18 protein-coding genes are annotated in these 10,875 nt (G+C 57.5%); 14 read left to right on the top strand and 4 right to left on the bottom strand.

Going from position 1 to position 10,875, the window contains the following annotated elements; all coding sequences use genetic code 11:
• Positions 1-131: 131 nt before the first annotated feature.
• Positions 132-701, top strand: a complete 570-nt coding sequence (locus tag PMI16_RS08070; RefSeq protein WP_007878339.1) for an NADPH-dependent FMN reductase — start codon at positions 132-134, stop codon at positions 699-701.
• Positions 702-780: 79 nt separating this feature from the next.
• Here the strand turns inward: PMI16_RS08070 and PMI16_RS08065 are convergent, their stop codons facing one another.
• Positions 781-1,245 carry a PA2169 family four-helix-bundle protein gene (locus PMI16_RS08065; protein ID WP_007878336.1) on the bottom strand — a complete coding sequence of 155 codons (465 nt, stop codon included), beginning with the start codon at positions 1,243-1,245 and terminating at the stop codon, positions 781-783.
• Between the two features lie 493 nt (positions 1,246-1,738).
• Here PMI16_RS08065 and PMI16_RS08060 point away from each other — a divergent pair, with 493 nt between their 5' ends.
• From PMI16_RS08060 to PMI16_RS08000, 13 genes are all read left to right on the top strand, one after another.
• A complete protein-coding gene (locus PMI16_RS08060; protein WP_007878335.1) occupies positions 1,739-1,945 on the top strand; it encodes a hypothetical protein in 207 nt (68 codons plus the stop codon).
• Between the two features lie 31 nt (positions 1,946-1,976).
• Entirely contained in the window at positions 1,977-2,177 is a 201-nt protein-coding gene (locus PMI16_RS08055) for a hypothetical protein (RefSeq protein WP_007878333.1), read from the top strand.
• A gap of 325 nt (positions 2,178-2,502) precedes the next feature.
• A complete protein-coding gene (locus tag PMI16_RS08050) occupies positions 2,503-2,814 on the top strand; it encodes a DUF883 family protein (RefSeq protein ID WP_007878331.1) in 312 nt (103 codons plus the stop codon).
• A 52-nt stretch (positions 2,815-2,866) separates the two neighbouring features.
• On the top strand, positions 2,867-3,421 hold the full coding sequence (locus tag PMI16_RS08045) for a ferritin-like domain-containing protein (protein WP_007878328.1): 555 nt from the start codon (positions 2,867-2,869) through the stop codon (positions 3,419-3,421).
• A 97-nt stretch (positions 3,422-3,518) separates the two neighbouring features.
• The gene (locus PMI16_RS08040; RefSeq protein ID WP_007878326.1) at positions 3,519-3,731 is read left to right on the top strand and encodes a CsbD family protein; all 213 of its coding nucleotides are present in this window, start codon (positions 3,519-3,521) and stop codon (positions 3,729-3,731) included.
• Between the two features lie 101 nt (positions 3,732-3,832).
• The gene (locus PMI16_RS08035; RefSeq protein WP_007878324.1) at positions 3,833-4,210 is read left to right on the top strand and encodes a hypothetical protein; all 378 of its coding nucleotides are present in this window, start codon (positions 3,833-3,835) and stop codon (positions 4,208-4,210) included.
• A gap of 110 nt (positions 4,211-4,320) precedes the next feature.
• Complete coding sequence (locus PMI16_RS08030; protein WP_007878323.1) at positions 4,321-4,638, top strand: BON domain-containing protein; 318 nt, start codon at positions 4,321-4,323, stop codon at positions 4,636-4,638.
• Positions 4,639-4,884: 246 nt separating this feature from the next.
• Positions 4,885-5,514: a response regulator gene (locus PMI16_RS08025; RefSeq protein WP_034298516.1), complete on the top strand. Its 630-nt coding sequence runs from the start codon at positions 4,885-4,887 to the stop codon at positions 5,512-5,514.
• A 79-nt stretch (positions 5,515-5,593) separates the two neighbouring features.
• Positions 5,594-6,061 carry a response regulator gene (locus PMI16_RS08020; protein WP_007878310.1) on the top strand — a complete coding sequence of 156 codons (468 nt, stop codon included), beginning with the start codon at positions 5,594-5,596 and terminating at the stop codon, positions 6,059-6,061.
• A 176-nt stretch (positions 6,062-6,237) separates the two neighbouring features.
• Entirely contained in the window at positions 6,238-8,280 is a 2,043-nt protein-coding gene (locus tag PMI16_RS08015; RefSeq protein ID WP_007878308.1) for a PAS domain-containing sensor histidine kinase, read from the top strand.
• Between the two features lie 183 nt (positions 8,281-8,463).
• Positions 8,464-8,637 (top strand): CsbD family protein, encoded by a 174-nt coding sequence (locus PMI16_RS08010; RefSeq protein ID WP_007878306.1) that lies wholly within the window; start codon positions 8,464-8,466, stop codon positions 8,635-8,637.
• Positions 8,638-8,848: 211 nt separating this feature from the next.
• Positions 8,849-9,193 (top strand): hypothetical protein, encoded by a 345-nt coding sequence (locus PMI16_RS08005; protein ID WP_007878303.1) that lies wholly within the window; start codon positions 8,849-8,851, stop codon positions 9,191-9,193.
• Positions 9,194-9,301: 108 nt separating this feature from the next.
• Complete coding sequence (locus PMI16_RS08000; RefSeq protein ID WP_007878302.1) at positions 9,302-9,517, top strand: glycine zipper 2TM domain-containing protein; 216 nt, start codon at positions 9,302-9,304, stop codon at positions 9,515-9,517.
• Positions 9,518-9,692: 175 nt separating this feature from the next.
• On the opposite strand, the gene PMI16_RS07995 is transcribed toward PMI16_RS08000, so the two are convergent.
• From PMI16_RS07995 to PMI16_RS07985, 3 genes are all read right to left on the bottom strand, one after another.
• Positions 9,693-10,016: a hypothetical protein gene (locus PMI16_RS07995; protein WP_007878301.1), complete on the bottom strand. Its 324-nt coding sequence runs from the start codon at positions 10,014-10,016 to the stop codon at positions 9,693-9,695.
• A 116-nt stretch (positions 10,017-10,132) separates the two neighbouring features.
• The gene (locus PMI16_RS25230; protein ID WP_007878300.1) at positions 10,133-10,291 is read right to left on the bottom strand and encodes a DUF3309 family protein; all 159 of its coding nucleotides are present in this window, start codon (positions 10,289-10,291) and stop codon (positions 10,133-10,135) included.
• Between the two features lie 84 nt (positions 10,292-10,375).
• The coding region (locus PMI16_RS07985; RefSeq protein ID WP_007878299.1) for an autotransporter outer membrane beta-barrel domain-containing protein at positions 10,376-10,875 on the bottom strand (500 nt) is incomplete at its 5' end.

Here is a 10,875-nt window from a genome sequence, read left to right as displayed (position 1 = left end):
GGCTTATCTGGGCGAGGGGTAATCAAGACGCGCGCAAGTCTGGTGTAGCATGGATCGGTATTTCCGCTGTCTGCAGACTCAATTTTCAGATTCAGCCTGCAGATTCAACTCCCTTCATAAAGGACATTGAAATGAGCGATACCCCGATCACCATTCTCGGCATCTCCGGTAGCTTGCGCGCAGGTTCTTACAACACGGCTGCTTTGCACGCCGCGGCAGAATTGCTGCCGCCGGGCATGCGCCTGGTCCTGGCAGATATCTCCGACATTCCCCTCTATAACGACGATGTGCGCGCCAAAGGATGGCCGTCGTCGGTGGAGCGCTTTCGCAAGCAAATTGCTGAAGCCGATGCGATTTTGTTCTCCACGCCGGAATACAACTATTCGATTCCCGGCTTGTTGAAAAACGCCATCGACTGGGCGTCGCGTCCGCCGGAGCAGCCGTTTGCAGGCAAGGCCACCGCCATCATGGGCGCTAGTCCCGGCGCAGTCGGCACGGCGCGTGCGCAATATCATTTGCGTCAGATTGGTGTTTTCCTCGACCTTAAATTTCTCAATAAGCCGGAAGTCATGATCGGCGGCGCCGGCGACCGCTTCGACGCCGGCGGCAAGCTGACGCACGAGCCGACGCGCGAGTTCATCAAAACCATGCTGGTTGCCTTGCAAGAGCTGGCGCTCATGCTGAAACACCACAAGAAATAATCGAAGATAAAAAGACGATAAAAAAAGAGCGGCTCACAAGAGCCGCTTTTTTCTTTTACTGCTGAGCTTGCTTATCGAACTAGGCGGCCTTCTTGGCACGCACCTGATCGCGCAATGCCTTGACGCGATCATGGTTGGCCAGCACGCCTTGGTACTGGCGTTCGATGATCAGGCGTACGTCGCTTGGCAAATCTTTCGCCAGCGCCTTGCGGTAGGCGTTGACGGCGGCATCTTCGCCGCGTTCGCATTCGTTCAGAATGGCCTCGTCATCCTTGCCGACGATGGCGCTCTTGATGTTGATCCATTGGCGATGCAAGGCGCCGCTGACGGTGGTGTGGTTGGTCGGCTCGCCGCCCAGTACACGCACCAGATTCTGCAACTCCAGCGCGCTCTGGCCGCAGGCCTGCGAACGTTCCAGGAACTGGTTCTTGTAATAGGCCTGGCGCTCCGACGCATCTTCAGCGCAGACGCGGAAACCTTCTTCGCCATCCTTGGAGATCTGAATCAGGTCGTTCAGGGTGTCAATCAGTTGATCGTTTTTCATCATGTGCCTTTCATTGAAATGGAGAGAAGTCTTTTTCTTTTTTTACGCGTGCATCAGTGCACGAAAAAATAGATCAGCACCAGCACGAAGGCGGGAACGCCCAGTATCCAGGCGAGGAAATACTTACCCATGTCTGCTCCTTGATAAATGAGACCAGCGAAATGAGGTCAACGCATCGACCGGGAGATGCGCGTCAGTCCATCCTGCTGGCCTGTTTGCCATCGTGTCTGCCATCGGGCGCCGCAATCCGCATCGTCACCCAATGTTTCCATCCTAGTAGCCGTCCCGCGCGGCAACCATCAGACGCCCGCCCAATCGGTTGTAGGAAGGCAAGTGCAGGAGTGGGTAACGATCACTGCGGATAAGCCGCAAATCCTTTGCCGGCGCGGCTTCTCATCTTGTCCTACAAGACAATGGGCGGGCGTCCTATACCTCTTGCCGGAGGGCATTGCTACGATCCATCCATCGCATCACCAAAGCCGAGGAGCGCGTCATGAATAAAGACCAATTGGCAGGTAATCTGAAGATTGCACTGGGCCGCCTGCATGAAAACCTGGCGAAGGTGTCGGGTGACCAGTCGCGTCGCCGTCACGCCTTGCAATTGCAGGAAGCAGGCGAGGTACAGCGCACCATCGGCAATGCGCGCGAAATCATCAAAGACTCCATCAAGCATGCCGCGAAGCAGCATATGTCGGCCTGAGCAATCATCAACGCAACAACGAGGAGCCGCCATGCTGACCAAACGAACGCTGTTGCTGGCGCTAGGCATCTCCGGTGCGGCAGTGGTTGCCGTACTGAATATCTGCGCCAATCGCCTGCAGCGTGCCGACAATCGCGCGCAACGCAAGGCCTTGCAACGCTGGGAAGGCGAGGGCGGCAACGTGCTTCAACCGGCCAAGAGCGACGAACTGTCGCAGGACGCCACGCCCTGACCCGCAAAGTGAGGTTGGGACGTGAGGCAAAAGGCAAGGTTTTACCGGCCTTGTCCTACAAGGCAATCAGCAGCAGTCCTATCGCTGAGGGAGCGCTCAGAAAGTATCGTTCAGTTATCGGTTCGCAGATCAGTCCGACATGCGAACCACGAGGAAAAACAGGAAGAGACAAGCGGTTCGTTTCACGACACAAGAACAGACGGAACGGGTGCAATCATGGAAAAACTGGTGCTTTGCTGGTTGGTAGGCATGCCGCTGTTGATGCTGCTCATTCTTCAATACTTCATGTATTGAACAGCAAGCTAACAAAGAAGGAGTAAAGAACATGCACGAGGAAAAATTGCGAACCGTCCGCGCCGACGTTCAGGTGCTGCTGCAGGAAGCGCAGGAACTGTTCAATGAAGCTGCCGCCGCAACCGGTCAGAAAGCCGCAGATCTGCGGGCCAGGGGAGAGGAAATCCTCGACCGCGCTTTCATCAAAGCCCAGGGAATTCAATCTTACGTGGTGCAGGCCGGCAAAGAGATTGCCGCCACCACCGACGATTACGTGCAGTCCAATCCATGGCGCGCCATCGCCATTTCCACGGGCGTCGGCCTGCTGCTTGGCCTGTGCGTGTCGCGCAGCTGCGAACGCTGAGCATCCACCTGTCCCCAGCCATATATAGCCAACCGGATAAAGGAACACCACCATGTCAAGCAAACCATCGACGGTACGCCACATCAGCGGCAAGCCGTTTCACATCGACCGCGAAAAAGTGCGCGAGGATGCCATGAAGCTGAGCGACGGCGCCGTGACCCAGGGTTACAAGGGCGACCGCGAAGAAGTCGTCGCCATGCTCAACGATGCGCTGGCGACCGAACTGGTCTGCGTGCTGCGTTACAAGCGCCACTACTTCACCGCCACCGGATTGGAGAACGAGCCGATCAAGGCCGAGTTCCTCGAACATGCGATGGAAGAAGAGGCGCATGCCAACCAGATCGCCGAACGCATCGTGCAATTGAACGGCGAGCCGGATTTCAATCCTCGCGAGCTGTCCGAACGCAGCCACGCGGACTATGACGAATCGACCGACATCAAGTCGATGATCCGCGCCAACCTGATTGCAGAACGCATTGCGATCGAGACTTATCGCCAGATGATCGAACGCATCGGCGACGACGATCCGACCACCAGGCATTTGCTTGTTTCCATCATGGCGAAGGAAGAAGAGCACGCCGACGACATGAGCGACCTGCTGGATTGACTGCGCCTGACCGGCGCATAGACGCCGGTGAAAGACATACCCCCGGCGCGGCAGTCATGGCAGAACCACCCTATCGACAACAAGCAAGGAGAACAGCATGAACTGGGACATCATCGAAGGCAACTGGAAGCAGTTCAAGGGCAAGGCCAAGCAGCAATGGGGCAAGCTGACCGACGACCAGCTCGACACCATCAACGGCAAGCGCGAAGAGCTGGCTGGCCGCATCCAGAAAGCCTACGGCATCGACAAGGACGAAACCGAGAAGCAGATCAAGGCGTTCGAGGAAAGCAACAAGGACTGGCGTCACTGATTGCTATATCCCGGCATCGCAACCGGGCATCGCGTCTTTGCCGCAACGATTCGCCATGTTTGAAACCGGATTCACACCAAATTAAAACGAGAGGACTTCCAATGAAAAAAATCATCGCTACCTGCATCCTGACGGCCGCCGCTTTCGGCGCCCACAGTCTTGCGAGCGCCGCCGACGCCGTCAAATCCCAATACAAGGCCGACGTGGCCGCCGCCGATGCGGACTACAAGACCGCCAAGGCCAAGTGCAAACCGCTCAAGGGCAATGAGGAAGACGTTTGCAACAAGGAAGCCAAGGCCGCGCACGAAACTGCGATCGCCGACGCCAAGGCCAAACGCAAGACTACCGACGCCAACAAGGATGCCGCAAAAACCACCAATGACGCCGACTACAGCGTCGCCAAGGAAAAGTGCGATGCCCTGAAGGGGGCCGAGCAGGACAAGTGCCAGACCGCAGCCAAGGCAAAGTACGGCAAGTAATCCACCAGTCCCCGAATTGCAGTAATCCAGTAAGGTCATGGAGAGGTAGCGATGCTTCTCCATAAAACAATCACACACATGCAGTTGAATTTACCAACAAGGAGATCATCATGACTTTATCTTTGACCAAACGTATTACGGGCTTTTTCCTCGCGCTGATGATGGTGTCGCTGGTCGGCTGCGCTTCCGGTCCCAACAAGGAAGGCACCGGCGAATATGTCGACGACGCCGTCATCACCACCAAGGTGAAGAGCGCGATTTTCCAGGAGCCTAACTTGAAGTCGGCTGAAATCAACGTCGAAACCTACAAGGGCGTCGTCCAGCTGAGCGGTTTCGTGAGCTCGGCAACGAGTTCGGCCCGCGCCGGCGAACTGGCCAGCGGCGTCAAGGGCGTGAAGTCGGTGAAAAACGACTTGCGTCTGAAATAACGTCATGCCAGGCGGCGGCCTCGGCTGCCGCCTGGAAAATTTCCGGATATTGTCGATCGGATAATTGTTTTATTGGAATTAAGCAAAAAGACGTATTAAGGTATAGTTAGCCGCGGAAGGTCCCGGTGCCGCCGGGCAATTCAAACGAATGATGGGAACGCTGCAACTCAGGCAGGAACAGCGCAGTCATACCGCATTTGCCTGATCAGGAAGGACTGCAGCATTGATTTGATGCTGGTAAAAACTATGACAAAAATATTGGTAGTCGATGATCACGCTGTCGTGCGTGCTGGTGTCCAGCATTTTATTGCGGACATTCCGAATATGGAAGTCGGCGGTGAAGCAAGCACCGCCGAAGAGGCGATCCGCCTGGTGCGCACGCAGGAATGGGACATCGTCTTGCTCGACATCGCGATGCCGGATAAAAGCGGTGTCGAAGTGTTAAAACAAATCAAGCGCGAAAAGCCGGCTCTGCCGGTGCTGATGCTGAGCATGCATCCGGAAAGCCGTTATGCGGTGCAAGTGTTGCGCAGCGGCGCCAGCGGTTATGTGCAGAAGGAAGCATTGGCGACCGACCTGGTCAGCGCCATCAATACGATTCTGCGCGGACACAAATACATCAGCTACGGCGTGGCGGAGTTGCTGACGACCGATCCCGTGGATTCGGAGAAGCCGTTGCACGAGACGCTCTCGCAACGCGAATACGAGATTTTTTACAAGCTGGGCCAGGGGCAGGGCGTGACGCAAATCGCCGATGAGCTGTGTCTGAGCGTCAAGACAGTGAGCACCTACCGGTCGCGCGTATTGCAAAAGATGAATATGGCCAATAACGCCGACATCATTTACTACGCCATCAAGAACAATCTGATCGATTGAGGAAACAGGAAGGCGCAGGTCGCACATTCGCCCGCGGCCGATACAGGGCTTTTTGGAATTGAGTGTCAGGATAGCGACTATGGAGCAGGTATTGCAGGAATTGTCGGAAAGGATGGGGCGTAACGTGACTTCGCCGCTGAAGGTGTTCCTTGTCGAGGACTCGGCCGACGTGCGCGACCTGATCATGGAAAGCCTTGCCGAGATTCCCGGCGTCGAGCTGGCCGGCTATGCCGAGACCGAAGACGATGCTGCCGCCCATCTGGAACACGAAAGCTACGACGTGCTGATCCTCGACATCCAGCTCAGACAGGGCAACGGCATGAACCTGTTGCAGTCGCTGGCGCGCCCAGGCAAAAAAAGTCATGACGAGCTCAAGATCATTTTCAGCAACCACGTCAGCGCCACCTATCGGCGCGTCGGCTTGCAATATGGCGTGCAATTCTTCTTCGACAAATCTTCCGAGTTCACCAAATTGCGCAGCCTGATCGAGCGGCTCAGCGGCAAGGGCAAAGGACTGGGGCCGGCGCGCGAATTGACGCCGGCTTGACCGGGGGTATCCCTCGCAGCATGAGATGCAGCCTGGCGTCGAGTCCGGCATCACGTAGCCGCCTTAGCCGCGCCGTATTAAATATAATGTAGCCGACGCAAGAACGATGATGACGCGGTCTCCGCGCGGCGTTTGCGCGATCAACGGCATATTCGCACCATCGGGGGCTTCGGCACATGCAAATGAAGGCAGCGCGCAACGAGATCGGTGAAGGCTCATCGCTGGAGCACTACGTCGCCACGCAGGCAAATTTTGCCAGCATCGTCACCGCTGCGATGAGCCTGGCGATGATCATCGTGCTGTTCGGCATCGTGGTCCTGATCAGTTGTTACGCCGAAGACGAATATCGCAAGATCCTGGCCGACCTGATCGCCGTCCAGGGCAGCACCGCGGTCGGCTTCATCCTCTCCGGCTCGGCGCTGTACATGCAATGCCTCAACGTCGGGCAGGCAAACCGGCGTCTGGCGATCGCCGCGCGTGTCGTCGCCTTGCTGCTGCTGGTGCTGGGCGCGGGCTTCCTGTTGCAAAATCTTTTCGGCCTGAGCCTGCTGGGCGACCGACTGCCTGGCATGCTGTCCATTCCTCTCGCGCATAGCGCCTTTGGAGCGGCGATTCATCCGCTGGCAGCGGGCAGCTTCGTGCTGATTGCCCTGACGCTGCTGATGCATGACATGCGTCTCAATGCCCGCCATTATCCCGCCGAATATCTGGCCTTCATGCTGATCGGCCTGAGCGCCATTCCGCTGGTCGGCTATCTGTACGGCGTCAACAAGCTGACCTTCCTGCATTATTCGACCGGCATTCCTTTCCTGTCGGCGCTGGGCTTCCTGTTGCTGGGGGCTGCGCTGCTGATGGCGCGGCCGTCGCATCGCCTGATGGCGATCATCGTCAGTCACGCGCCCGGCGGCAACATGCTGCGGCGCTTGCTGCCGTCGATGCTGCTGCTGATCCTGATCCTCAATCTGCTGGTGGCGCGCGGCGCCGAATACGGCTTGTATGCGGACCGGCTGATGCTGCCTTTCCTGACGCTGATCGACGGCGCGCTGGTGGTGTTCATCTTTTGGCGTTTCGCCGGCAAGCTCGATCGCGAATACGGCGCGCGCATGCAGAGCGCCGCCAAACTGGCGGAGACCAACTCCCTGCTGACCGCCGTCAGCGACAGCACGCGCGAACCGATCTTCGTCAAGAACCGGCAGAGCCTGCTGGTCTTCGCCAATCCGGCCATGCTGCAGCAGGTCGGCAAGACCTGGGAAGAAGCGATGTATCGCGCCAGCCGCGAATTGTTCGCGCACAAGGAAGACGCCGATCGCATCGATGAAGACGACCGGCGCGTCATGGCCAGCGGCCTGCCGGAAACCATCGAACAGACCCTGCACCTGCCGCATGGCGTGTTCACCTATCAGTCCACGCGCGTGCCCTGGTTCGACAAGGCCGGCAACGTGTTGGGCGTGATCGGCATCAGCACCGACATCTCCGAACGCAAACGCGCCGAAGACTCGCTGCGCGAACGCGAAGCCCAATTGGAGAAGACCGTCGTCGAGCGCACCGCGCTGCTGCGCGAACTGACCAATCACCTGGAGACCGTGCGCGAAGAAGAGAAGCGTGCCATCGCGCGCGAGCTGCACGACAACATGGGTGCGTCGCTGACCGCCTTGAGCATGCATCTGGAGAGCGTCTACAAGATCCTGCCCGACGACGAAAAATGGCAGGAGCGCAAGCCGCGCATCCAGGGGCTGATGAATTCGCTGGTCGGCACCACGCGGCGCATCCAGACCGAGCTGCGGCCCAACATGCTCGATCTGTTCGGCCTCAAGGCCGCCATCACCGAACAGATGGATGAGTTGGCGGAGCGCAGCGGCATGAGCTGCAAGGCTAGTTTGCCCGACGAAGACGTCGCCATCGGCCATCAGATGGAGATCGCCATCTACCGCATGCTGCAGGAGATGCTCAACAACGTCACCAAGCATGCCAGGGCGACGCGGGTCGACGTGATCCTCGATGTCGACGAAGAGCAGGTCGCCCTGACCGTGCGCGACAACGGCGTCGGCATTTCGCCGGACCGGCGCGACAACAACAAGACTTACGGCTTGCGCGGCCTGCGCGAGCGCGCCACCTTCTTCGGCGGCGAGGTCGACATCCGCTCCGCTCCCGGCAGCGGCTCCATCATCACGATTCGCCTGCCCATCGCTACTCCTGCTGCTCCTGCCGCGCAAGCCTGACACGGCATTCGGTTTTCCGGTCGTTTTTTTCTCTGCTTATCCTACGTTTCAAAGCGGGGCTGTCTTATGGTCCCGCGCAACCCCTCCCGCTAAGATGAACTCATCGCGTTTCCATCCATGGAGGCGTGTGCAGTTGACTGTTGAGCATCGCAGTAACTGGTCTTTCAACTTTCAGAAGTCGTCATGAATAAAGATCAAGTTCAAGGTAGCGCGAAACAGGTAGCCGGCAAGGTTCAACAAAAGGCCGGTGAAATGGTGAACAGCAAGGAACAACAGGTCAAAGGCGTAGCCAGGCAAATCGACGGCAACGTCCAGAAGAGCTACGGCAATGCCAAGGAAGCACTGAAGGATCGCTGATCCCGAGTCGGTGAATGGGAGCGGATGCTCCCATTTTCATGCCTGGCATGTTTTCTTGTAGGAATCGTCTTACGACAGAATCGGAGAAGCACGGCTGTCGAGTCATCCGTCGTTTTGTCATGATGGGGCGAGAGAAAAACAAGCAGGTATTGACTTAACAATTCCCAGATCGCAGTGCCGCAGTCGCGCTGGAAATGTCGAGGGAGGGATTATGAAAAAAACAGCAACCGTTGCTTCGCTCGTACTGATCGGCATGTTGGCATGTTCTGCCGCCGTCGCCGCAACCGGAACGTCCCCCGCTACGCAGGTAATGCATAGTGATGATGCCGCTCATGTCGTCATGGCGAAGAGCCATGCACAGGCTGGAAAAGTATCGAGAGCAAAGCCGGTGATGGACAAGAAGAAATTCCGCTATCTCGACATGGTAGAGAGAAAACATCCCTCTTCTATCCGCAATGCGGTCATCGTGTATGACCACGTGCTGATGAGAAAGAAGGCATGCGACGCGCACGATCCCGCAAGTGTAAGCGAATGTTTAGGGCGTCCTTCGGTGTGAAACTATCCACTCTCAGGACGTCTAAAAAGTATATGCCACGTCAATGGGCATCGGACTGAATCATTTGCTGCAGCGGCAGCATCAATCAACTTTTATAGAGGTGTCATCATGAAAAAAATACATAAGATTGCAGTGACTTCGGTCACTGTGTGCGCCCTCACCGTATTGAGCGGCTGTAGCGGCATGTCCCAACGCGACAAGAACACTGCCATCGGCGCAGGCGTGGGTGCGGTCGGCGGCGCGGTCCTGACCGGCGGCAGCGGTATCGGTACCGTCGGCGGCGCAGCGGTCGGCGGCGTGATCGGTAATCAGGTCGGGAAGTAAACCATAGACCGACACGACATTCCCGCATCGCTCAATGCGATGCAACAGGAATGGAGAAGACAAAAACAAGGGGACCGATCTGGTCCCCTTGTTTTATGGTGCATCCGGAACGGTGTGGTGATGCTGTTCACGTGATGGCGAGTCGGCTTGTGACGATGTACCCGTGGGGGTGTTGCTATTCGGTGGCGGTGTTGGCTTTGTAGATGCGCTTGGCCCGCGCCAGGTCGCTTTGCATCAGATCGCGTGCTTCCTTGCGGCATGCCTTGGCTTCCGCGCGCTTGAGCGGTTTGCATTCCTGCAGCGCTTGCGCATAGGCGGAGTGTGCTTCTTTGATCAGATTCTTGTGATGCAGCCTGGCGGTGTCGTCGCCCTGATACCAGCGCTGCGGATCTTGTTGCGAGACGTCTTCTTCCGCAGCCTGGGCAGGCAGGTGTGCGAAAAAACCGGCGGCCAGGAAGAACGGCAGTAGCAAAAGGTGTTTTCGGCGATTTTTTGTCATCGTTACGAGCTCCTTCCAGTCAAAATGATAAGCGACGTTGCATCTGCACGGTATCTGCAGATGCAACGCCGCCCATCATATCCTGTTTGTGGTGCCCGGAAGAAAAACCTGTATTTCTACAGCCTGCCCAGCAACACCAGTATCAGCAGAATAATGACAACGGTGCCGGCGATGCCGCTCGGGCCATAACCCCAGGAGCGGCTATGCGGCCAGGCCGGCAGGGCGCCGATAAGAATCAGGATAAGTACGATCAGTAGAATGGTGCCGATGGTCATGTTGTTCTCCTTGTTGTACTGCAGGATTTGCAGCGGTTACCGGCGCCGTGCGCCACACCGGTCGGCGGGCGCATGGCGTCAATATCAGAAACGCACCTTCACGTAAGCGGATGGTCCTTTGAGGCGGATGTCGAGGTTGGCGTCGTTGATCGTGCCGCCGCCGTTGCGATCGATGTTGATGCGCGTGATGCCATAGTCGGCGCCGATACCGAGGTTGGCCAGCGGATACCACTCCGCGCCGACTGCCGCGCTATAGATGTGGCCGGTGACGCGGCCCCAGTTCTTCTTCATGCCGGAGGCTTCGGCATAGAGGCGGAAGTCTTTGCTGAAGGCGTGTTTCCAGCCTAATTCGACCAGCGGCGCCCAGGCCTTTTCGGTATAGCTTTCGCTGAATGTGCCGGCGGTGCCGTTGAGCGTCGCAGCTGCGTTTACATCAAGGCGGGCGCGGTAATAGCCGGCGCCGAGGCCAATGCCGAATACGTCGTTGCCCTGGCCTATCCACCATTTATAGGCCAGCGAAGCCATGTCGACCTGAAGGTTGGCGTCGCCGTTGGCGGTCAGGCTGGAGCCGCTGCCGATCCGCG

The organism is Herbaspirillum sp. CF444 (assembly GCF_000282135.1).
Taxonomy (GTDB): domain Bacteria; phylum Pseudomonadota; class Gammaproteobacteria; order Burkholderiales; family Burkholderiaceae_D; genus Herbaspirillum.
The sequence above is the reverse complement of the archived record's forward strand: the minus strand, read 5'-3'. Positions and strand labels throughout refer to the sequence as shown.